Source organism: Sphingomonas abaci, assembly GCF_014199625.1.
Classification (GTDB): Bacteria; Pseudomonadota; Alphaproteobacteria; order Sphingomonadales; family Sphingomonadaceae; genus Sphingomonas; species Sphingomonas abaci.
Genome location: NZ_JACHNY010000003.1, coordinates 409819 through 430596, shown reverse-complemented (window position 1 = coordinate 430596; position 20778 = coordinate 409819). Strand labels below are relative to the sequence as shown.

The 20778-nt window shown below is 69.6% G+C and carries 22 protein-coding genes and 1 other RNA gene; 7 read left to right on the top strand and 16 right to left on the bottom strand.

The features are described from left to right. The first annotated feature begins 181 nt into the window (after positions 1-181). Complete coding sequence (locus tag GGQ96_RS09670; protein ID WP_184114037.1) at positions 182-586, top strand: SufE family protein; 405 nt, start codon at positions 182-184, stop codon at positions 584-586. 10 nt (positions 587-596) lie between these two features. On the opposite strand, the gene GGQ96_RS09665 is transcribed toward GGQ96_RS09670, so the two are convergent. Further along, positions 597-896 carry a (2Fe-2S) ferredoxin domain-containing protein gene (locus GGQ96_RS09665; protein ID WP_184114035.1) on the bottom strand — a complete coding sequence of 100 codons (300 nt, stop codon included), beginning with the start codon at positions 894-896 and terminating at the stop codon, positions 597-599. After that, positions 893-1423 carry a J domain-containing protein gene (locus tag GGQ96_RS09660; protein ID WP_184114033.1) on the bottom strand — a complete coding sequence of 177 codons (531 nt, stop codon included), beginning with the start codon at positions 1421-1423 and terminating at the stop codon, positions 893-895. Before GGQ96_RS09660 ends, GGQ96_RS09665 begins: the two co-directional genes overlap by 4 nt. 173 nt (positions 1424-1596) lie before the next feature. Between GGQ96_RS09660 and GGQ96_RS09655 the strand changes: the two genes are divergently transcribed. Both GGQ96_RS09655 and GGQ96_RS09650 read left to right on the top strand, forming a co-directional pair. Next, complete coding sequence (locus GGQ96_RS09655; protein ID WP_184114031.1) at positions 1597-3174, top strand: SulP family inorganic anion transporter; 1578 nt, start codon at positions 1597-1599, stop codon at positions 3172-3174. Continuing rightward, positions 3171-3812 (top strand): carbonic anhydrase, encoded by a 642-nt coding sequence (locus tag GGQ96_RS09650; protein ID WP_184114029.1) that lies wholly within the window; start codon positions 3171-3173, stop codon positions 3810-3812. Before GGQ96_RS09655 ends, GGQ96_RS09650 begins: the two co-directional genes overlap by 4 nt. A gap of 48 nt (positions 3813-3860) precedes the next feature. Here the strand turns inward: GGQ96_RS09650 and GGQ96_RS09645 are convergent, their stop codons facing one another. The 10 genes from GGQ96_RS09645 to GGQ96_RS09600 all read right to left on the bottom strand — a co-directional run bounded on the left by GGQ96_RS09645 (position 3861) and on the right by GGQ96_RS09600 (position 13392). Continuing rightward, entirely contained in the window at positions 3861-5828 is a 1968-nt protein-coding gene (locus tag GGQ96_RS09645) for a hypothetical protein (RefSeq protein WP_184114027.1), read from the bottom strand. Positions 5829-5875: 47 nt separating this feature from the next. Beyond that, positions 5876-6244: RNase P RNA component class A (rnpB, locus tag GGQ96_RS09640), an RNA gene on the bottom strand. Between the two features lie 11 nt (positions 6245-6255). Further along, entirely contained in the window at positions 6256-6945 is a 690-nt protein-coding gene (locus tag GGQ96_RS09635; RefSeq protein ID WP_184114025.1) for an N-acetylmuramoyl-L-alanine amidase, read from the bottom strand. Between the two features lie 46 nt (positions 6946-6991). Then, positions 6992-7840, bottom strand: coding sequence for a CheR family methyltransferase (locus GGQ96_RS09630; protein ID WP_184114023.1), 849 nt, complete (start codon positions 7838-7840; stop codon positions 6992-6994). After that, positions 7840-8883, bottom strand: coding sequence for a chemotaxis protein CheB (locus tag GGQ96_RS09625; RefSeq protein ID WP_343058984.1), 1044 nt, complete (start codon positions 8881-8883; stop codon positions 7840-7842). Before GGQ96_RS09625 ends, GGQ96_RS09630 begins: the two co-directional genes overlap by 1 nt. Before the next feature lie 133 nt (positions 8884-9016). Continuing rightward, positions 9017-9382, bottom strand: a complete 366-nt coding sequence (locus tag GGQ96_RS09620) for a response regulator (protein ID WP_184114021.1) — start codon at positions 9380-9382, stop codon at positions 9017-9019. 79 nt (positions 9383-9461) lie between these two features. Beyond that, positions 9462-9893 (bottom strand): chemotaxis protein CheW, encoded by a 432-nt coding sequence (locus GGQ96_RS09615; protein ID WP_184114019.1) that lies wholly within the window; start codon positions 9891-9893, stop codon positions 9462-9464. Next, positions 9890-12235, bottom strand: coding sequence for a chemotaxis protein CheA (locus tag GGQ96_RS09610; protein ID WP_184114017.1), 2346 nt, complete (start codon positions 12233-12235; stop codon positions 9890-9892). Before GGQ96_RS09610 ends, GGQ96_RS09615 begins: the two co-directional genes overlap by 4 nt. A 53-nt stretch (positions 12236-12288) precedes the next feature. Next, entirely contained in the window at positions 12289-12942 is a 654-nt protein-coding gene (locus GGQ96_RS09605; RefSeq protein WP_184114015.1) for a histidine phosphotransferase family protein, read from the bottom strand. A 27-nt stretch (positions 12943-12969) separates the two neighbouring features. Then, positions 12970-13392 (bottom strand): M67 family metallopeptidase, encoded by a 423-nt coding sequence (locus GGQ96_RS09600; protein ID WP_184114234.1) that lies wholly within the window; start codon positions 13390-13392, stop codon positions 12970-12972. A gap of 18 nt (positions 13393-13410) precedes the next feature. Here GGQ96_RS09600 and GGQ96_RS09595 point away from each other — a divergent pair, with 18 nt between their 5' ends. The 4 genes from GGQ96_RS09595 (at position 13411) to mtgA (ending at position 17297) form a co-directional block, all read left to right on the top strand. Then, positions 13411-14358, top strand: coding sequence for an RluA family pseudouridine synthase (locus GGQ96_RS09595; protein ID WP_184114013.1), 948 nt, complete (start codon positions 13411-13413; stop codon positions 14356-14358). A 56-nt stretch (positions 14359-14414) separates the two neighbouring features. Then, positions 14415-15320 (top strand): RNA polymerase sigma factor RpoH, encoded by a 906-nt coding sequence (gene rpoH, locus GGQ96_RS09590; protein WP_184114011.1) that lies wholly within the window; start codon positions 14415-14417, stop codon positions 15318-15320. 1 nt (position 15321) lies between these two features. After that, positions 15322-16554 (top strand): flavin monoamine oxidase family protein, encoded by a 1233-nt coding sequence (locus GGQ96_RS09585; protein WP_184114009.1) that lies wholly within the window; start codon positions 15322-15324, stop codon positions 16552-16554. A gap of 68 nt (positions 16555-16622) precedes the next feature. Then, the gene (gene mtgA, locus GGQ96_RS09580; protein ID WP_184114007.1) at positions 16623-17297 is read left to right on the top strand and encodes a monofunctional biosynthetic peptidoglycan transglycosylase; all 675 of its coding nucleotides are present in this window, start codon (positions 16623-16625) and stop codon (positions 17295-17297) included. 189 nt (positions 17298-17486) lie between these two features. Here mtgA and GGQ96_RS09575 read toward each other — a convergent pair whose 3' ends face one another. The 4 genes from GGQ96_RS09575 to GGQ96_RS09560 all read right to left on the bottom strand — a co-directional run bounded on the left by GGQ96_RS09575 (position 17487) and on the right by GGQ96_RS09560 (position 20729). Then, positions 17487-17732, bottom strand: coding sequence for a hypothetical protein (locus GGQ96_RS09575; protein ID WP_184114005.1), 246 nt, complete (start codon positions 17730-17732; stop codon positions 17487-17489). Between the two features lie 71 nt (positions 17733-17803). Then, the gene (locus GGQ96_RS09570) at positions 17804-18127 is read right to left on the bottom strand and encodes a YbaB/EbfC family nucleoid-associated protein (protein ID WP_184114003.1); all 324 of its coding nucleotides are present in this window, start codon (positions 18125-18127) and stop codon (positions 17804-17806) included. Then, positions 18124-19788, bottom strand: coding sequence for a DNA polymerase III subunit gamma/tau (locus tag GGQ96_RS09565; RefSeq protein ID WP_425506695.1), 1665 nt, complete (start codon positions 19786-19788; stop codon positions 18124-18126). Before GGQ96_RS09565 ends, GGQ96_RS09570 begins: the two co-directional genes overlap by 4 nt. 191 nt (positions 19789-19979) lie before the next feature. Next, entirely contained in the window at positions 19980-20729 is a 750-nt protein-coding gene (locus tag GGQ96_RS09560) for a transglutaminase family protein (RefSeq protein WP_246360370.1), read from the bottom strand. Positions 20730-20778: the final 49 nt, after the last annotated feature.

Sequence of the window (20778 nt, the reverse complement as noted above, 5' to 3'; positions counted from 1 at the left end):
TCCCCGGCGAAGGCCGGGGCCCAGTTGGGAGGGCTGATGTAACGGAGCGCTGCGCGTCATCATTGCCGCCCCACATTTAGGCCCGGCCTTCGCCGGGGAACGAGCAAGTGGACGGCTTGCGGCAGACATCAACACCCATCCCCGGTTGCCCCCAGCCTCCCCCATCGCTACCTCGCGCGGCATGACCAGCCTGGCCGAGCTTCGCGACGAATATGAATTCCTCGATGCCGACGATCGCTATCGGCTGCTGATCGATCTCGGCCGCGCGCTGGAGCCGATGCCCGAGGCGCTGAAGACCGACGCGACGCTGGTGCGCGGCTGCTCCGCCTCGGTCTGGGTCTATCCGACGCGGGCTGAGGACGGCACGCTGCATTTCCTGGCCGACAGCAATGCCGCGATCACCAAGGGGATCATCGCGCTGGTGCTCCAGACCGTGCAGGACCGCGCGCCCGGCGCGATCGTGGAGACCGACATCGCCGCCGAGCTCGCCCCCTTCGACCTCAGGAACCAGCTCAGCTCCAACCGCACGCAGGGCATTCCCAACATGATCGCGCTGATCCGCGAGACGGCGGCGCGGCTGGCCTGATCGCCGCCGGTCAGGCGTCCGGCCGAGACAATCGCTGGAGCAGCGTATCGACCGGTTCGCCCGCCGGCACCACCAGCCACTCGCCCGGCCGCGTCGCGTCGACCACCGCCACCGCCCGCTTGGGACAAAGTTTCAAGCATTTTGTCTCGATCACGCCGCGCTCGGCCCTGCGGCCTTTGCCCCAGATCGACCGCAGCAGCTTGGCGAGCGGCGTACGCCCCTTTGGCCCGAAGCCGCCATCGACCTTGCGCGAGCATTTGCCGCAGACCAGCACCACGCCCTGCCAGTCCGCCTTGGCGCGCCGGATCATGCGGCGCGGCGTTCCTCGGCGGCGCGCAGCACCTCATAGGCGGCCTGCACCGTCTGGAAGCGGACGGCCGCCTGGGGATCGTTCGGCCGCACATCGGGATGGTTCTCCTTGGCCAGCCGCCGCCATGCGCCGCGCACCGCCTCGAAGTCGGCATCCTCGTCCAGCCCCAGCGCCTCCAGCGCCCGGCGTTCGTCGCGCGACCGGGTGCCGTCGCCGGGCCCCGCCCAGGCATAATGGCGCGACCGTTCATAACCCGCCGCGCCCCGTGCCTCGTTGCGCTCGCGCTCGGCAGCCTCCTCCGCCGACAGGCCCTGAAAATAGTCCCAGCCGCGATTATACTCGGCGGCATGATCCTGGCAGAAATACCAGCGATCCGGGCTGTTGGGCGACTTGGGCGCGGGGCAGTCGCCCGGCTTGTCGCAGCCATGCCGATCGCACAGCCGCACCGGCTTCGCCTCGCGGCCCGAGCCATAGCCACGCCAGCGGGGAAAGCCCCAGTCATTGGATCGGATCGGGCGATGCGCCATGGCGTGATGACATAAGCGGCCCGCGTCGCCGTGCAACCGCCTTCGTCGTGAAAGTCCGCGACGGCCGCGTTGCGTCGGACCCAAGGTCATGGCATCTATAGATGACATAAACGTCATCAGAACGTCATGTCCGTCGCGCCCGCGCCCCGGACGACGTGGAGTCAGGAGCCAAGGTGTCCCCGTCCAAATCCCTGCTGGCGACGGCGCGCAGCGACATCCCGGCCTCGATCGTGGTGGCGCTGGTCGCCCTGCCGCTCTGCCTGGGCGTCGCGCTCGCATCGGGCGCGCCGCTGTTCTCGGGGCTGATCGCCGGCATCATCGGCGGCATCGTCGTCGGCAGCCTGTCGCGGTCGTCGCTGTCGGTGGCGGGGCCCGCGGCGGGGCTGACGGTGATCGTGCTCGCCGCGATCGAACGCCTGCCCAGCTATCAAGTGTTCACGCTGGCGGTGGTGCTGGCCGGCATCCTCCAGCTCGCCTTCTCCTTCACCCGCGCCGGCATCCTGGCGGAGTTCGTCCCCTCCTCGGTCATTACGGGCATGCTGGCGGCGATCGGCCTGATCCTGATCCTGAAGCAGATCCCCCATGCGGTCGGCTATGACGGCGATTTCGAGGGATCGTTCGAATTCGCCACCGCCGGCGGCAATACCTTTGTCGACCTGTGGAACAGCGTCAGCCGCGGCCTGACGCCGGGTGCGGTGCTGATCGGCGGGATCAGCCTGGCGTTCCTGTTCTGGTGGGATCACGCCAAGCCGAAACAGGGGCCGCTGCGCTTCCTGCCCGGCCCGCTGGTGGTGGTGGTGATCGGCGTGGTCGGCAATGTGCTGCTCGGCCTGATCCACCCCGAATGGCAGCTCGGCCCCAAGCATCTGGTGCAGGTGCCGATCGCCGACAGCGCCTCCGCGTTCGTCGGCCTGTTCACCCTGCCCGATTTCTCCGCCATCGGCAGTTCGGCGGTCTGGACCACGGCGGCGACGCTGGCGATCGTCGCCAGTCTGGAGTCGCTGCTCAGCGTCAAGGCGGTGGACGAGATCGATCCCAAGCGCCGCACCACCGACAAGAACTGGGAACTGATGGCGCAGGGCGGCGGCAACATCGTCTCCGGCCTGATCGGCGGCCTGCCCGTCACCTCGGTGATCGTGCGCTCCTCGGCCAATGTCGATGCGGGCGCGGACAGCAAGCTGTCGACCATCCTGCATGGCACCTGGCTGCTGGTGTCGGTGGCGCTGATCCCGGCGGTGCTGAACCTGATTCCGCTGTCGGCGCTGGCCGCCGTGCTGATCGCGACCGGCTATAAGCTGGCCAAGCCCAAGCTGTTCCTGGAGCGCTACAAGCAGGGCTGGAGCCAGTTCGTGCCGCTGGTCGTCACCGTCGTCGCGATCCTGTTCACCGACCTGCTGATCGGCATCCTGATCGGCCTGGCGGTCGGCTTCGTCTTCGTGATCGCGCGCAACTTCCGTACCGCCATCACCTATGCCTGCGACGGTAGCGACTGCCTGATCCGGGCGCGGCGCAACCTCTACTTCATCCACAAATACGAGCTGCAGAAGAAGCTGGAGAAGGTCCCGGCCGACAGCGACCTGCTGATCGATCTGTCGTCGACCAGCTATGTCGATCTGGACAATGTCGACATCATCAACGCCTTCATCAAGAACGCCGCCTATCGCGGCATCAGGGTGGTGGTGCGCGGCGACATCGCCGAGCGGACGCTGCCGCTGATCAACGCCCCCGCCGCCGAGGTTCGTTTCGCATGAAAGTCACCAAGCAGATCCTGCTCGCCAACCAGGCCTGGGCCAAGGAGTTGACAGACGAGAATCCCGACTTCTTCACGCGCCAGACGGCGGGGCAGAAGCCGCAATTCCTATGGATCGGCTGTTCCGACAGCCGGGTCAGCCCCGAGCAGAAGACCCAGTCGCTGCCCGGCCGGATGTTCATCCACCGCAACATCGCCAATCTGGTGCATGACGACGATCTCAACCTGCTGTCGGTCATCCAATATGCGGTCGATGTGCTGGACGTGCCCCATATCGTCATCTGCGGCCATCATGGCTGCGGCGGCATCCGCGCGACGCTGGACGGTGGGGTCACCGGCCCCGTCGACCGCTGGCTGGAGAATGCGCGCGACGTGTGCCGCGCCCATGCCGACGAGCTGGACCATCTGCCCCCCGACCAGCGCGTTGACCGGCTGGTCGAGATGAACGTGCGCGACCAGCTGCTCCACCTGGCGCGCATCGACACGGTCGCCAACGCCTTCGCGCAAGGCCGCGACCTGACGCTGCACGGCTGGGTCTATGACATCCGCGACGGGCGGCTGAAGCCGCTGATGGAGATCGACCGCCACACTGATCTCGGCCGGGTCGGCCGGCCGGAGACGGTGCTGATCGAGTCGTGAGCGGGTGGCAGGGGCGGGCATGAAGGCCCGGCGCCCTGCCCTTGAGGATCAGACGCCAAGCCGGAACTTGACCGTCTGCACCATCGAACCGCAGCCCAGGCCGCCATCGGGACGATAGCTTTTGCTGAAGCGGGCGGCTTTCACCGTATCCACGCCAGCCTTGGTGAAAACGAAAGCCGGATAGCTGAGGATCGCCCGCTCGCCAGTGACGCGGCCATCGGCCGCCACGTCGAACTCGCTGCGAATCCACCCCTCGAAGCCCCAGCGCTGCGCCTCCATCGGGAAGATGCCGCCACTGCTGACAAGACGCGGCGGCGCATCGAGGAGCGCGCACTGATCGCCGCTCAGGCCGGTCGCGGCGAAGGCGGAACGGGCCGCCGCCACGTCGCCCTTTCGCTGCTCCAGCGAGGCGATCCGCACCAGCGCGCCAACCCGCATCGGATCCGACTTGGGCAGGGCTGCCGTATCGGCGATCTGATGCAGCAACAGCAGTTCGCGATCCGTGTTGCGATGCGATCGCGCCACATCGGCCAGCACGAATCGAAGCGCGCCGTTTGCTTGGGGATCATTGGCATAGAAAGGCTGGGCCAGCAGCTCATTCACCTTGTCCTCCCACCGGCCTGATCCGGACGTGCCGGCCAAGGCGAAGGCCTGGGCGGAGAGATCGACGGCAAGGCGCGGCAGGGCCGGGACATTCTGCGCCTGGGCGATGGTCGTCGCCCTCGCATAGAGCGCGCCGCGCTCCTCTTCGGGCAGTGCCCAGTTCTGCGCCATGCGGAACAGCGCCGCCAGCAGCGCGATCGATCCGGCCGGAGCCTTGTCCACCTGCGCACGCTGGGCCGGAATGGCCACCGGGCCTTCCGCCTTGTCCGGCAGGACCACGCCATGCTCGCCCAGCCAGTCCTCCATGGCCTGGTCGATCCGGTCGCTGATATCGGGATGCGGGAAGGCGCGCGAACAGCGCATCTCGACCCGTACGTTGTAGCGGAAGAAAGCCGCAATCGCCTTCACCTCCTCGACCGGCCACCACCATTGGCGAGCCGCGCGCGCGAATTCGAGCGCGACCTTTCCGCCCCCTGCTGCATAAACGGGTGAGACGGCGGTCGTTGCGCCATCGGGCGCGATGCTGAACTCGACCACCGCCATATCCTCGGGCTTCAAATCGGCATCGCCGCCGCAATCGGGCGGCGACATCCGGCTGGCGGGGTCGAGGTCTCCCTTAGAAAGGCGTCCGGCGCCGCTCATCGCCATAAATTCGCGGGCCTTGTCCGGCTTGCCCGACAGGAGATAGGCGATTGCCGCGTCCGACCGCACCGATACGTCGACCAAGTCGGTCGACGCGGTGAGGCCGCCGGCCGCCGTGACGGCGGCGGTCGCGGCGGTGACCGCGCCCGGAATATCGCCGCTGTTCAGCCGCAACTCGCTCCGCGCCCGCTCCAGCCGGACCCGCACGCCCTTGTCGACCGGCGTCGTCGCGACAAAGGCATCGGCGCTGGCCAGCGTGGCCGCCGCCGCCTTGGGATCGACGAAGGTCTGCGCCTTGATCAGCGCCAGCATCGCGCCCAGCTTCAATGACGGCGCATCCGCCGCCTCCAGCGCTTGGGCATAGGCGGACGCGCCGCCCGCATAGTCCAGATTTTCCATCAGCGCCGCGCCCAGCATCATGAAACCGAGCGACCGGTCCTCGCGCAGGCTGGCATCCGCCTTGGGCAGACCGGACAGGCCGGTGCGCAGCGAATCGAGCGCCTCGTCATAGCGGCGCAACTTGAACAGCGTGCCGCCCTTGCGAACCAGCACGATCGATTGGCTGCGGCTGCCAGGCTTCACCCGCTTCTCCAGCGCCTGCCATGCCGCCAGCGCCGCTGCCTGCTGATCGGGCTTGTCGGCGAGCGCCGTCGCGGCTTCGAACGCCTGCTGCACGCTGCCGGCCGGTTGCTGCGCCGTGCCCGGCACCGCGCCGGCCAGGCCGATCGCCGCCCCGGTCGCCATCATCGTCGCCATGACGCTGCGGTTCATAATCCATCCCCCTGTCGATGCACCATTGGTGCCGCGCGGGCGGGAAAATAGCCAGAGGATCTGTAAGCCGGGTTCTGTCCTCCTGCGCGAGGCAGGATGGGCGACCATTCCTCTAGGACGATGCTTGCGCATCGCCTCCAGCAACCAACCCGGACGACGGGCGGAAACACGCCCATGCGCCGTCCCTATTCGGTCTTGCTCCCGGTGGGGTTTACCATGCCGCTTCCGTTACCGGTCGCGCGGTGCGCTCTTACCGCACCCTTTCACCCTGACGTCGCCGAAGCGGTCGCCGTCTGCTCTCTGTGGCACTGTCCCTGGGGTCGCCCCCGCCGGGCGTTACCCGGCACCGCTGTTTCATGGAGCCCGGACTTTCCTCGCCCCCCCTTGCGGGGAGCCGCGGTCGCCCGATCCTCTGGCTGCGGTCCTCTTAGTCATCGCCTTGCGGTTTGGGAAGCAGCAGCGCGAGCAGGATCATGCGGCATTCCGCATCGATCTCGCCATCGATCATCTCGGGGCGGAAGCGGCGCTGGAACGCCATGATCGCCGCCATCCGGTCCGACACGTCATAGCCGAACCGCTCCAGCGCCAGGCAGAAGCCCGCCTCGCTCCAGTCCGGGTCCAGCAGGTTCTTGGTCGGCCGGGGCAGGGCCAGCCGCAACCGCGCCAGGCTGTGCCAGGGAAAGAGCTCGCCCGGATCGCGCTTGCGCGCCGGCGCGATGTCGGAATGGCCGACGATATTGCCGCGCGTGATGCCGTGCCGGTCCTTGACCGCCATCACCAGCCGGATCACCGCCGCGATCTGCTCGTCGGGGAACGGGCGATAGCCCCAGTCGTGACCGGGATTGACGATCTCGATGCCGATGCTGGCGGAATTCACATCGTCGATCTCGCGCCAGTGCGACTTGCCGGCGTGCCAGGCGCGCTTGTCCTCGTCGACCATGCGCAGGATCGTGCCGTCCTCGGCGACCAGATAATGGCACGACACCTTCGCCGTCGGATCGCGCAGTCGCGCGATCGCGCTGTCGGCGTCCTGCATCCCCGTATAATGGAGCACGATCATCGACACAGGGAGCGTTCGCTCGTCCCAGTTGGGCGAGGGCGTATCGATGATCGTCATGACCCGACCGTTGGCCCGAAACTGTTGCAACGGCAAGACGGCACGATCACGCCGCCGCCAGCTTCTCCTCACCGCCGACCCGGCGATAGAAGCCGCGGAAGCGCCGGCACGGCTCGAACGCGTCGCTGTGGCCGATTACCGTCTCGCCCGCGCCCAGCACCAGCGTCCCGCCGGGCCGCAGCGCCTGGGCCAGCGTCTCGAACACCCGCGCCTTGGTGGCTGGCGACAGGTAGATCAGCACGTTGCGGCACAGGATCAGGTCGAACCGGCCGGGCGGCGCGCGGTCGGCGACCAGGTTCTGGCGGCGGAACTGGATCAGGCGGACCAGGTCCGGCCGCGCCTGCCAGTCGCCACCGTCGCCCTCGAACCAGCGCATCATCCGCCGGATCGGCAGGCCGCGCTGGATCTCGAACTGGGTGAAGCGGCCGGCGCGGGCGCGGGCCAGCGCCTGTTCCGATACGTCGCTGGCGACGATCTCCGGCATCGCCGCGCCCTGATCCGCCTGGCGCTCGGCGAAGATCATCGCCAGCGACAGAGGCTCCTGTCCCGTCGCGCAACCCGCGCTCCACAGCCGGACGCGATGGCCAGCCGCCTCATGCTCGGCGACCGCCTCGACCAGTTGGTCGAACACCGCCGAATCGCGGAAGAAAGAGCTTTCGCCATTGACCAGCGCGTCGACGATGCGGTCGCCGATGCCCGGATCGCGGCCGCTGAGAAGGAGCGCGACGAGCTGGTCGAGCGTATCGAGGCCGCGCTCGCGCAGCAACGGGATTAGCGCCGTGTCCAGCCGCCAGCTCCGATAGCTGGCCAGTTGCTGACCCGTGCGCGCCTCCAGCAGCGCGCCGAGCACCGCCGCGGCGTTGCTGGAGACGGACGAGGTGGCCGAACTCGCCATCACCGCGCCTCGCCGCCGACCAGCAGCGTACGGATCGCCGCCGGGGTCAGCACCGCGTCGGCGCAGTCGGCCGCGACCACCGCGCCCGGCATTCCCCATACGACCGAACTCGCCTGATCCTGTACGATCACCCGTCCTCCTGCCGCGCGGACGTGGCCCGCGCCCTCCGCCCCGTCGCGGCCCATGCCGCTGAGCACGATAGCCAGCAGCCGCTCGCCATAGATCGCCGCCAGCGATGACAGCATTGGATCGACCGAGGGCAGGCAGCCGCTGGCCGCCGGCGCGGTCGACAGCTTCACCGCCGCGCCACGATCGCCGCTCCGTTCGCCCAGCGCCACGCAGCGCAGGTGCGCATCGCCCGGCGCGACGATCAGCCGGCCGGGCCGGATTCGCATCCGGTCCTGCGCCACGTCGCACGGGCGGCCGGAGATCGTCGCGAGCTGCGCCGCGAAATAGGGCATGAAGGCGGCCGGCAGATGCTGGGTCACCAGCACCGGCGCACGGAAGGTCGCAGGCAGCCGGCCCAGCACCTGGCCCAGCGCGTGGATGCCGCCGGTCGACGCACCGATCGCGACCAGGTCGAACGACTCGGCCGACGCGACGGTCGCCGCCAGGCTGGGCGGCGGCGGGGCGGCCGGCCGACGCGGCGACGCCGCTTGCGGCTCGTCGGCCACCACCGCCGCCGCCGCCGCCGCCGGTCGATCGATCAGCCGCTCCAGCCGGTCGAGCAGGGTGCGGCCGAAGGCGCTGGTCAGCGCCGCCGCATCGGGCTTCACCAGCGTATCGGCGGCGCCCATTGCCAGCGCCTGCACGGTCGCGGCCGCGCCGTCGCCGACCGAGGAGGAGACCACGACGATCCGTGCGCCCTGCCCCGCCGCGATCAGCTGGGGCAAGGCGGTCAGCCCGTCGACCCCCGGCATGTTCACGTCGAGCAGCAGGATGTCGACCCGGGTGCGGCCCAGAAAGTCGAGCGCCGCCGCCACCGACCCGACCGCGCCGGCCACCATGAACCGGTCGCCCGCGTCGATCAGCCGCGACAGCACCGCCCGCGCGACGACCGAATCGTCGACGATCAGGACGCGCGGCGGCAGGTCGGCCGTATCGGCAAGGGCGGGAGACGGGTACAGGACGACCTCGATTCCGTGGGAGCAGTTGCGGAAGGAAAAAGACGCCGCGTCAGGCCAGGCCGACGATCTGCAGCTTGCTTTCCAGCGTCTCGCGATCGAACGGCTTCATGACATATTCGTCCGCCCCCGCCTCGATCGCGGCACGGATATAGGCCATGCCGTTCTCGGTGGTGCAGAACACCACCTTGGGCCGGCTGGGCAGGTCGGCGTCGCGCAGCGCACGCAGGAAATCCATGCCGCTCATCACTGGCATGTTCCAGTCGAGCAGCACCACGTCGGGCACGGCGACCCGGCAGGCGTCCAGCGCCTCGCGGCCGTCACAGGCCTCGCGCACCTCGAAGGCCAGCGTTTCCAGGATATGGCGGGCGACCTTCCGGATCACCTTGGAGTCATCGACCACCAGACACGTCTTCATCCGTTCACCTTCCGTAACGCGGCAAAATGTTTCTACGCGGCAAGGCGTAAGCATCGGCTTAATCGTCCTCGCCTTTCGCTCAGGCGGCGGCGCGATCCGCCACGGGGATCAGCGCCTTCAGGTCGATCACCAGCAACGGCTCGCCGTCACGCTCGACAATGCCGGCGGCGGCGGCGTCCCAGCCGCCGTCCAGCGCCAGACCGGCCGACAGCGGATGCCGCTCGAACGGCGCGATGTCCTCCAGCGCGTCGACCAGAAAGGCGTAGTGATGGCCGTCGATCTGCGCGATCACCGCACGCTTGGGCGTGGCGGTCGGCGCCAGGCCCAGCGTCACCCGCGTGTCGATCACCGTCACCACCCGGCTGCGCAGCGCCGCCAGACCACGCACCGCTCCCGGCGCGCGCGGCACCGCGACGATCCCGCCGATATCGACCACCGAGTCGACATCGCCGGCATCGATCGCGACCCAGCGGTCGGCGACATGCGCCATCAGAAACAATTGGCGGTTCATGCGGCGACCCTCCCGGCGCGTTCGGCCACCGCCGCGATCAGCGCGGCGCGGTCGTAGCGATAGACGGTGGCGGCCATGTCGCCGCCCACCCGGGCGGCCGGCCCCAGCGGACGCCGGCTGAGCCGCACCAGCCGCTCGGCATCGGCATCCATGGTGGTGGCTCCGGTCATCGCCCCCGGCTCCATCGCCGCCTCCTCCATCGCCAGCGTCACCGCCACCGCGTCGCCATCCCCCGGCGCGGTCGTGCAGCGATAGCCCGCCGCCTCCAGCACGGGACGCAGGAAGGTGTCCATCCAGCCGGAGCCGTCGCAGCGCAGGTGGCAGAGCGGCCGGCTGGCGGGCGCGCGCACCTCGCCCGCGAACAGCGCGTGAGGATCGACCAGCTCGACCTGTTCGCCCTCGATCACCACCACCCCGGCGATCCCCGGCCGCTCACGCGCGGGCGCCATGGTGGCGGGCAGGCGAACGATCTCGTGCGCCTCGGCCACGGCATAGAAGAGTTCGACTTGGCCATCGGTCAGGCGCAGCAACGTGACCTCGCCGGCCACCGGCACGTCACCCATCGCGACCAGCGGGATCACCCGCTCGTCCAGCGCGAGGTGCAACCGCCCGCCGCTCCAGCGGATCGCCTCGGCCTCGACCGATTCGACCCGGTCGACCACCGCCAGGGCGACCGCGCGGCGGCGACCGTCGAGATCGTCGAACCACAGGGCCGGGATGCCGGGGGCCTCGGCCGCCCCCTGCTCCGCCGCCATATCGGCGGCGAGGCCGAAGCGCAGGCCGGCGACCGTGGCGATGCCGCCGCAGTCGAGCAGCAGCAGCGGCAGGCCGCTGTCGGGCAGGGTCTGCCCGGCATAGATGCCGCAGGCCATCACCGCCGGCGCGGCCGGCTTCACCACCAGTTCCTCGCTGTCGAGCACCGCGTCGATGCCCAGCGCATAGTCGCCGTCGCGGGTGGAGACGATCGCCAGCGCGCGAGTTGCCTCGCCCGCGATCCCCATCACCGCGCCCAGGCCCACCATCGGCAGCCGCCGGCCGCGCACCGTCGCGACCTGTCGGCTGCCCAGCGAATCGATCCGCACCGCGCCGCCGGTCAGCGACACGATCTCCTCGATCGCCTGGCGCGGCACGGCGAAGCGCTGGTCGCCGACGCCGACGACGATGGTCGGGATGATCGACAGGGTCAGCGGCACCTGGAGCGTGATGGTCAGGCCCTGGCCGCGCTGGTTGCGCAGCTCGACCCGACCGCCAAAGTGCTCGATATTGGCGCGCACGACGTCCATGCCGACCCCGCGTCCCGACACGTCGGTCACCGTATCGCGGCTCGACAGGCCGGCATGGAAGATCAGCCGGGCGCGCTGCGCCTCGTCCATCCGCGCGATCTCGGCTTCGCTGTGGAGGCCGGCGGCGGCCGCCTTGGCGGCGACGCGGTCGGTGTCGATGCCGCGACCGTCATCGGCGATCTCGATGAGGATGCGGTTGCCCGACTGGCGGGCGGAGACGATCAGCCGCCCCGCTTCCGCCTTGCCGGCGGCGCGCCGCTCGACCGGAGCCTCGATGCCATGGTCGACCGCATTGCGGATGATGTGGACGAGCGGATCGCGCAGCAGCTCGATCATCTCGCGGTCGAGCTCGACATCGGCGCCCTCGACGGTCAGCGCCACGGCCTTGCCCAGCGCCGATGCGGTGTCGCGGACCATGCGTGGGATGGCGGCGAACAGCGTCTCGACCCGTTGCATCCGGGTGCGGGTGACGGTGTCGCGCATCTCCGCGACGCTGGAGGACAGGCGTTCCAGCGCACCCTCGATCCGGGGATCGGGCGCGGCATCGCGCAGTCGGCGGGCGAGTTCGTTGCGCGCCAGCACCATGTCCGACATGCCGATCATCATCCGGTCGAGCAGGTCGACGCCCAGCCGCACGCTGCGGATCGCGGTTCGCGACGGCGCCGCGCCGGAGACCGGGGCGACCGGGGCGGCATCCTCCGCCAGCGCGGCGATCAGCAGGTCGTCGGTGCTGTCGTCCAGCGGCGATCCCACCGTGATCGCCTCGTTCAGCTCGCCGATCCGGTCGACGATCGCCAGCACGGCGCTGACCAGCGCGGTATCGGGGTGGCGCGTGCCGTCGCGCGCGGCCGCCAGCACATCCTCCGCGGCATGGGCGAGCCGGCCCAGACGCGGCAGGTCGAGGAAGCCGCAGCTGCCCTTCACCGTATGGACGAAACGGAAGATCGCATCCAGTCGGGTGCGATCGGTCGGATCGGCTTCCCACGCGACCAGCTCGCCCGAGATCGCTTCCAGCGTCTCGCGCGTCTCGGCGGTGAAATCCTGCAGCAGCTCGTCCATGGGCCTCCGGGCGTTCGACCACCCTCATGGCGCCAAAGACGTTAAAACCGCCTTTACCCGGCGGCCATCACCGCGCCGAAAATCATCACGTCGGGCGCGGGCTCGGAAATCATCACCGCGCCCGCCGCGCCGTCCGGCCCGGCGACCAGTTCGTGGATCATATAGGCCGCGGCGGTGCGCGACACGAGCGCGCTCGCCGCCAGCCCACCGGTCAGCATCGCGCGCAGCTCGGGATCGAGGATGATTCGCGGCCCCTCGATCCGCACGACGATCTCGATCCGGCCACCGGCGGCCTCCGCGCCGATGTCGAGCTGCCCACCGCGCACCAGCGCCTCGTTGGCGATCATCGCCAGGTTGAGCAGCACCTTCACCGCCGCCTTGGGCAGCGACTCCGCCTCGACCATCCAGCCCAGGCTGGTGCGGCGCGCGTCGCTCAACAGCCCCTCGATCGCGACTCGCGCCTCGCGCGGGTCGAGCAGGTCGCCAAAGCCCCCCGCCGCGCCGAATGCCAGGCGGAAGAATTTGAGCTTGTTGGCCGACGTGCGCGCGCTGTCCGCCAGCAACTCCATGCAGCGCTCGCGCATCGCCGGGTCGGTTTCGTCCGCCATCAGCTCCAACCCGTTGTTGAGCGCGCCGACCGGCGACAGCAGGTCATGGCACAGCCGCGAGCAGAGCAGGCTGGCGAAATCGACGGGGCTGATGGTCACGCGCGGGTTCCTGTGGACGGAGGTCGGCTATCCTGTGGCGCGCCCGGCCGCGCGGCGCAAGCGAAGCGGCACGAACCGGCCGTGCAGCGCGCCATTCTCCACCGCGCGCCAGCCGGTCACGCAGCCGCCGGCCGCGATCAGCCAGATGCCGCCGTCCGGCGCGGCATCGGCGGCGTCGCGCGGCGACGGTTCGGGCATTCCGCTGGGATGGGAATGATAATGGCCGATCACTGCCGGGCCCCCGCGCCGCGCCGCCCGGTGCGCGGCCAGCAAAGCGGCCGGATCGATCTCGAACCGCATCGCCGGATCGACGGCGACGTTGCGGCAGGACCGCGCCTCCGCCACCGCATCCGCCGTGCCGAGCAGCAATCCGCAGATCTCCCGGTCGGGCGACGCGATCGCCTCGGCGGTGATCCGGTCCAGGATCGTGCTTGAAATCCGCAACGCCATCGCCATGTACGCTAGCTCATGGACCGGGGGGTTTCCATCATCCACGCGACCATCGCGCCGACGGCCGATGGCTGGCGTCTCGACCGTGCATTGGCCGATGCCGTGCCGACCCTGTCGCGCGAGCGGTTGAAGGTGCTGATCGCCGCGGGTGCGGTCAGCCAGGGCGCGGTGCTGGCGCGCGACCCGGCCAAGCGGGCGGCGGCGGGCGCGACCTTCGCCGTCGCGGTCCCGGTGCCGGCCGAGCCGCACAACGAAGCGCAGGATATCCCGCTCGTCATCGCCTATGAGGACGAGCATCTGATCGTCGTCGACAAGCCGGCCGGGCTGGTCGTGCATCCGGCGGCGGGCAATCTCGATGGCACTTTGGTCAACGCACTGCTCCACCATTGCCGCGGCTCGCTGTCGGGCATCGGCGGGGTGGCGCGGCCGGGGATCGTCCACCGGATCGACAAGGACACCAGCGGGCTGATGGTCGCCGCCAAGACCGACCGTGCGCATGAAGGGCTGGCGAAGCAGTTCGCGGCGCATTCGATCGACCGACGCTACAAGGCCATCACCGGCGGCGTGCCGCGCCCGGCGGCGGGAACGGTCGACGCGCCGCTCGCGCGCAGTCCGCAGAACCGCAAGAAAATCGCGATCGTCGCGGGCGGCAAGCGTGCCGTCACCCATTTCACGACGATCCAGCCCTTGCGCGACTCGGCGCTGGTCGAATGCCGGCTGGAGACGGGGCGGACGCATCAGGTGCGCGTCCACATGGCCTCGATCGGCCATGCGCTGCTCGGCGACCCCGTCTATGGCCGGCCTCGGGGCTGGACGCGCACGGTCACGGAAGCGCTGGATTTCCGGCGCCAGGCGCTCCACGCCGCACATCTCGGCTTCCTGCATCCGATCAGCGGAGCGGAAATGGCGTTCGAAAGCGCGATGCCGCCCGATATGCAGGAACTGTTCAGTCATCTTCACGTATAAATAGCGGGTGTATGCCGCGCTGCGGCGCGCACCGCCTTCAGGAAAGGGTATTGATCATGGCGAAAGGCTCGAACGTCCCGGCGACGATTCCTGCTCTGGGCGGCGAGCAGAGCCTGAACCGGTATCTGTCCGAAATCCGCAAGTTCCCGCTCCTCCAGCCGGAGGAGGAATACATGCTCGCCAAGCGGTTCCAGGAACATGGCGATACCGAGGCGGCGGCACGGCTGGTCACCAGCCACCTGCGCCTGGTCGCCAAGATCGCGATGGGCTATCGCGGCTATGGCCTGCCGACCTCGGAGTTGATCTCCGAGGGCAATATCGGCCTGATGCAGGGCGTGAAGAAGTTCGAGCCGGATCGCGGGTTCCGTCTGGCGACCTATGCGATGTGGTGGATTCGCGCTTCGATCCAGGAATATATCCTGCGCTCGTGGAGCCTGGTGAAGATGGGCACCACCGCCGCGCAGAAGAAGCTGTTCTTCAACCTGCGCCGGATGAAGTCCAAGCTCGACGCGTTCGAGGACGGCGACCTGCGGCCCGAGGACGTCACCAAGATCGCCACCGACCTGGGCGTGACCGAGACCGAGGTCGTGTCGATGAACCGTCGCATGGCGATGGGCGGCGACACGTCACTCAACGTGCCGATGCGCGAGGACGGCGAAGGTCAGTGGCAGGACTGGCTGGCCGACGATTCGCCGCTTCAGGACAGCGTCGTCGCCGAGCAGCAGGAGGCGGATGTCCGCCACGACATGCTGGTGTCGGCAATGGACGACCTGAACGACCGTGAGAAGCATATCCTGACCGAGCGGCGCCTGACCGACGACCCCAAGACACTGGAGGAACTGAGCCAGGTCTATGGCGTCAGTCGCGAGCGCGTCCGCCAGATCGAGGTGCGCGCCTTCGAGAAGCTGCAGAAGGCGATGATGCGGATCGCGGGCGAGAAGCGGCTGCTGGCCGCGGCCTGACATGGTCGGCACCGTCGTCATCGGCGGCGGTGCGGCCGGGATCGCCGCGACCCGGCACTTGCACGACGCCGGCCATGACGTGCTGCTGGTCGAGGCTGGCGACCGCCTGGGCGGCCGTGCGCGCAGCCAATCCATCCCCCTGCCGGGTGGAGGCGGGGCGACGGTCGATCTCGGTTGCGGCTGGTTGCACAGCGCCGGACGCAATCCCTGGACGCGGATCGCCGAACGCGCCGGCTTCGCCATCGACCGTTCCTCGCCGAACTGGGACAAACAATGGCGCAACCTGGGCTTCCCGCCCGAGGCGCAACAGGCATTCGGCGAAGCATGGACGCGTTGGGAAGACGCCGCCCGTGCGGCGCTGGACGGGCCCGACCGGCCCTTGTCCGATTTCATCGCCGCCGACGATCCGTGGCGGCCGCATCTCGACGCAATTTCCGGCTATGTGAACGGCGCGCCGCTCGCCCGAGTCTCGCTGCACGACTGGGCCGCCTATGAGGATGCGGCGACCGACGACAATTGGGCGCTTGCCCGGGGCTATGGGACGCTGGTCGCCGGCCATGCTGCGGGCCTGCCGGTGCGCCTGGCGACGCCGGTGACCCGGATCGACCATCGCGGCCGCTGGTTGCGGCTCGCAACGCCGGTCGGCACGATCGAGGCGGATCGGGCGATCGTCGCGGTGCCGACCAGCATGCTGGCGACCGGCGCGCTGTCCTTCGACCCGCCGCTCCCCGCCAAGCAGGCGGCGGCCGATTCGCTGCCGCTCGGGCTGGCGGACAAGGTCTTCCTCACCGTCGATCGCCCGATCTGGCCGGCTGGCGCGCACCTGACCGGCGACCCCTGTCGCGCCTGCACCGCCAGCCACCGACTATCCCCCTTCGGACAGCCGATCGTCGAGAGCTTCTTCGGCGGCGATTGCGCGGAGGCCTTGGAGACGGGGGCGGACGCCACCGCATTCGCGATCGACGAACTGGTCGCCCTGCTCGGCAGCGACTGGCGGCGGCGCCTCCACCCCGCCCTGGCCACGCGCTGGCGGCACGAAGCGCATATCGGCGGCAGCTACAGCCATGCGCGGATCGGTCACCGGGCGGCGCGCACGACGCTGGCGGCACCGGTCGACGACCGGCTGTTCTTCGCCGGCGAGGCCTGCTCCACAGAGGATTTCTCCACCGCGCACGGTGCCTATCACACCGGCCGCGCCGCGGCGGATGCGGTGATCGCTGCGCTGGCGCGGTAACCCCGGCCTCGCCCCCTCCCCGCTGCTCCCCCTTGAAGCCGGGCGCTGCCGCGATAAGGATCGCGGCCATGCTCTGGTTCTTCCGCTGGCTGCTCAAGGCGGCCCTGGTCTTCGTGCTGGGTTCGGTGCTGTGGGTGCTGGCCTACCGGATCGTGCCGCCGCCCTTCACCTTCACGATGCTGGGCGACGTGATCGGCGGCCGCAGCGTCACCAAGGACTGGATGACGCTGTCTGACATGGACCCGAACATGGCGCGGGCCGCAATCGCCGGGGAGGATTCACACTTCTGCTCGCATTCCGGCTTCGACTTCCGCGCGATCGGCGCGGCGGCGATTCGCAACGCAGAGGGTGGTCGCATCCGGGGCGGCTCGACGATCAGCCAGCAGACCGCGAAGAACGCCTTCCTGTTTCAGGGCGGCGGCTATCTGCGCAAGGCGGTCGAAGCGTGGTTCACCTTCCTGATCGAGCATCTCTGGGGCAAGCGCCGGATCATGGAGGTCTATCTCAACATCGCCGAGACGGGGATCGGCACCTATGGCGCCAATGCCGGGGCGATCCGCTATTTCGGCCACGACGCCTCGCACCTGACGCCCCTGGAGGCGGCGCGCATCGCCGCCGTCCTGCCCCTGCCCAAGAAGCGCGCCGCGATCGCGCCGCGCGGTTTCGTCCGCCGACACGGCAACGTGCTGGCCCGCTATGTCGGCGTGGTCCGCCGGGGCGGGCTGGATCGCTGCCTGTCCTAGAATGATTCCCGGCGGGACGGGCGGTCTCATCGCAGCGCCCATGGCGGGGGCGTGGCCTTCACGACGCCGGGGTCCGGCGAGCCGAAGCGCGTCCCCTCACCGGGTCCTGAGCGTCTGCCGTGACCGGCGCGCCAATCCGCACACACGCCGGGCAGCAGGACAGGCCGCAGCCCGCCCCGCCCCGTCCGATTACTTCCCGCCCTCGACCGCGTCGCCGACCTTGTCGGCCGCACCGCCGACGCTCTTGGCGGCGGAGCTGATCGCGGCATCCTTGCGGTTCTCGGAACCCTGACGGCCGAACAGGTAGATACCGCCAATCACCACCGCGATCAGCAGCACGATCGCGATCAGCGCGGTGCCGCCGCCACCGCTGCGGCGCTCAATGATGGTGGTCGTGGGGCGCGTGTCGGTCGTCGTGTAACGGTCCTCGGCCATGGCGGCTCTCCTCTCCTGTTGGGATCGGAAAAACGCCATGGATCAGAGTCTTGTTCCAGTCCCGAAACGGGTCAGAACGGCAGCTTGAAGCCCGGCGGCAGCGGCAGGCCGTTGGTCATCTTGGACATTTCCGCGCCCGAGACCGCATCCGCCTTGGTGCGCGCATCGTTGAACGCGGCGGTCAGCAGATCCTCCAGCATGCCCTTTTCGGACAATTGCATCAGCGAATCGTCGATCGCGATGCCGATGATCCGGCCCTTGGCCGACGCCTTGACCTTGACCAGCCCGCCGCCCGACACGCCCTCGACCTCGATCGTGTCGAGGCTCGCCTGCGCCTTTTGCAGCTCGTTCTGGACGTTCTGCGCCATCGCCAGAATGTCGTCGAGATTGTTCACATGCTACTCCTTTGGCTATTCCAAACCAGTTCCGCGTCCGGGAACGCCGCCATCGCCGCCTGGACCAGTTCGGTCTTCAGCATTGCCTGACGCCGGGCTTCGTCCGCCGCCGCCTCGGCCTCGTTGAGCGTCGGCTCGCCCGGCACATCGTCCAGCGTGATCTTCCAGACCTGCCGCGTCAGGGTCTTGAGCGCCGACGCCAGCTCCGCCAGCGTATCCGCCGACATGGGGCGCGAGCCGCTGAACACAAGCTCCGGCGGGGCATAGCGGACCAGCCGCGCGCCCTGCCGCAGCCGGGCGACCAGGGCGAGCTGGTTGGCGGCGTCCAGCGCCTCGACCATCGCTGGGAAATCGGCGGGGATCAGCGAGACCGGCGCGACCGGCGGGGCAGCGGGCGCCGGTGCCGGCGCGGGCGGCGCGGCGAGCGCCCCGCCCTCTGCGATCCGGCGCGCCAATTCGCCGGGATCGGGCAGTTGCGAGGCATGGATGACGCGCAGCAGCGCCATCTCCGCCGCCTCGATCGGCAGCGCCGCCTGCGCGACCTCGTCATGCCCCTTCAGCATCAACTGCCAGAGCCGGTGGAGCACCGGGAAGGACAATCTGGTCGCCCAGTCCCGCCGCGCCTCGCGTTCCTCCAGCGCCTGCGCCGGATCGTCAGCGCCACCGACCTTGGCCAGCGTGACGCCGTGCACCATCTCCATCAGCGCACGCAGCACCGACACGGGATCGACGCCGTGATCATATTGGCGGCGCAGGCTGGCCAGTGCGCCGCCTGCGTCGCCACCCAGCAACAGGCCGAACAGGTCGCGCACCGCGCCGCGATCCGAAAGCCCCAGCATCTGGCGCACCGCCTCGGCCGAGACGCCGCCGCCCTCCAGCCCGGCATGGGCGATCGCCTGGTCCAGGATGGACAGGCCGTCGCGCGCCGACCCCTCCGCCGCGCGCGCGATCAGCGCCAGCGCCTCGCCCTCGGCGGTCACGCCCTCCGCGGCGCAGACCTTGGCGAAGTGCTCGGCCAGCTTCTCCGCCGGGATGCGCCGCAGGTCGAAACGCTGACAGCGCGACAGCACCGTGATCGGCACCTTGTTGACCTCGGTCGTCGCGAACAGGAACTTCACATGCGCGGGCGGTTCCTCCAGCGTCTTGAGCAACGCGTTGAACGCGTTCTTCGACAGCATGTGGACTTCGTCGATGATGTAGATCTTGAAGCGCGCCGCCACCGCCGCATAGCGCGACGCCTCGATGATCTCGCGCACGTCGTCGACGCCGGTGTGCGAAGCGGCGTCCATCTCAATCACGTCGATATGCCGCCCTTCCGCGATCGCGCGACACGGCTCGCACTGCCCGCAGGGGTCGATCGTCGGGCCGCCTTGCCCGTCCGGCCCGACGCAGTTCAGCGCCTTGGCGATCAGCCGCGCGGTGGAGGTCTTGCCGACGCCGCGCACGCCGGTCATCAGAAAGGCATGGGCCAGCCGATCTCGCTTGATCGCGTTGCCCAGCGTCTGGACCATCGCATCCTGCCCGATCAGCTGGCGGAAGGTCTGCGGACGGTATTTGCGCGCGAGCACGCGGTAGGCCTCGGGCGCGGGGGCCGGCGCGACCGGCGCGGCCATCGGCAGGTCAAAGGGCGGCGGCGCGTCCATGTCGAGGGTGTCAGCCACGGATGGCTCCAATGGCGGAGGCGGGTGGAAGCGGATGCATTCCCGCCAACATAGGCCGCCCGCGCGCCCGCGTCAGGGGGTAATCGCTGCTTGCAGCCCAGCGGCCACGATTCCGTCGCTGCGAGGGGAGGAACATGACGGTCCCGACGACATCCGCCCCAGGCGCATAGCTCCGCGTCCCCCGTGCGACCCTATGCCTCCTCCACCGGCACGCCCGCGACCGGACTGGCGCCGCCCGCGTCCAGCGCCGTGGCGAGGCGGACATGCGCTTCCTCGGGCGAGCGGCCGAGCAAAGGGTCGAAGCCGATCCAGCCGATCCCCTCGACATAGGCCTCCGCCCAGCCATGCGGGCTGGCGACCGTCTCGCCATCGGCCTGGCGATAGCCCGAGACATAGCGGGCCGGTCGGCCCAGGCTACGCGCCGCGACCAGGAAGATATGGGTCGCCTCCACGGGATCGACCGTCCCGTCGGCAAAGGCCTCGGCCAGCGGACGCGACGCGTCGCCGACCGGCGCGACCACGAAGCGCTCGTGCACTGCTGCATTGACCGCATGGAGCGCCGCCAGCGGCTCCAGCTCCGCCGCGACCGCGTGGGCGAAGGCCGCGATGGCGGGATCGGCGGGCGTCGCCTCGGTCGCGCGCAGGAACAGCGCCGGTGGCAATTGCTCGGTCGCACCGCGCAGCACGCCGTGCGCGTTGCTGGTCAGAACCTCGCCCGTGACCTCGATCGCCAGCCGGTCGAGCGGCGCATCGACATAGAGCATCGTCACCGCATTGCCGAAGCCGTCGCGCCCCGGCCGCATCCGCGCGTCGCGGTCTACATCGATCCGCCAGCGCACCACCGTCTGGTCGTCGCTGGTCGGCGGGGTCAGGCGCAGGGCCTGGACCAGACCCGCCTGCGCGCCCGCGAAGCGATAGACCGCCCGATGCTCGATCGTCATCCGCATGTCTCTACGATGCCCCTGTTCGAACCAACCGCCCCACCCCTGG

Coding starts and splice junctions, on each gene's coding strand:
- GGQ96_RS09670 (WP_184114037.1), top strand. CDS start 182: ATGACCAGCCTGGCCGAGCTTCGCGACGAATATGAATTCCTCGATGCC.
- GGQ96_RS09665 (WP_184114035.1), bottom strand. CDS start 896: ATGATCCGGCGCGCCAAGGCGGACTGGCAGGGCGTGGTGCTGGTCTGC.
- GGQ96_RS09660 (WP_184114033.1), bottom strand. CDS start 1,423: ATGGCGCATCGCCCGATCCGATCCAATGACTGGGGCTTTCCCCGCTGG.
- GGQ96_RS09650 (WP_184114029.1), top strand. CDS start 3,171: ATGAAAGTCACCAAGCAGATCCTGCTCGCCAACCAGGCCTGGGCCAAG.
- GGQ96_RS09645 (WP_184114027.1), bottom strand. CDS start 5,828: ATGAACCGCAGCGTCATGGCGACGATGATGGCGACCGGGGCGGCGATC.
- GGQ96_RS09635 (WP_184114025.1), bottom strand. CDS start 6,945: ATGACGATCATCGATACGCCCTCGCCCAACTGGGACGAGCGAACGCTC.
- GGQ96_RS09630 (WP_184114023.1), bottom strand. CDS start 7,840: ATGGCGAGTTCGGCCACCTCGTCCGTCTCCAGCAACGCCGCGGCGGTG.
- GGQ96_RS09620 (WP_184114021.1), bottom strand. CDS start 9,382: ATGAAGACGTGTCTGGTGGTCGATGACTCCAAGGTGATCCGGAAGGTC.
- GGQ96_RS09615 (WP_184114019.1), bottom strand. CDS start 9,893: ATGAACCGCCAATTGTTTCTGATGGCGCATGTCGCCGACCGCTGGGTC.
- GGQ96_RS09610 (WP_184114017.1), bottom strand. CDS start 12,235: ATGGACGAGCTGCTGCAGGATTTCACCGCCGAGACGCGCGAGACGCTG.
- GGQ96_RS09600 (WP_184114234.1), bottom strand. CDS start 13,392: ATGGCGTTGCGGATTTCAAGCACGATCCTGGACCGGATCACCGCCGAG.
- GGQ96_RS09595 (WP_184114013.1), top strand. CDS start 13,411: ATGGACCGGGGGGTTTCCATCATCCACGCGACCATCGCGCCGACGGCC.
- rpoH (WP_184114011.1), top strand. CDS start 14,415: ATGGCGAAAGGCTCGAACGTCCCGGCGACGATTCCTGCTCTGGGCGGC.
- GGQ96_RS09585 (WP_184114009.1), top strand. CDS start 15,322: ATGGTCGGCACCGTCGTCATCGGCGGCGGTGCGGCCGGGATCGCCGCG.
- mtgA (WP_184114007.1), top strand. CDS start 16,623: ATGCTCTGGTTCTTCCGCTGGCTGCTCAAGGCGGCCCTGGTCTTCGTG.
- GGQ96_RS09575 (WP_184114005.1), bottom strand. CDS start 17,732: ATGGCCGAGGACCGTTACACGACGACCGACACGCGCCCCACGACCACC.
- GGQ96_RS09560 (WP_246360370.1), bottom strand. CDS start 20,729: ATGACGATCGAGCATCGGGCGGTCTATCGCTTCGCGGGCGCGCAGGCG.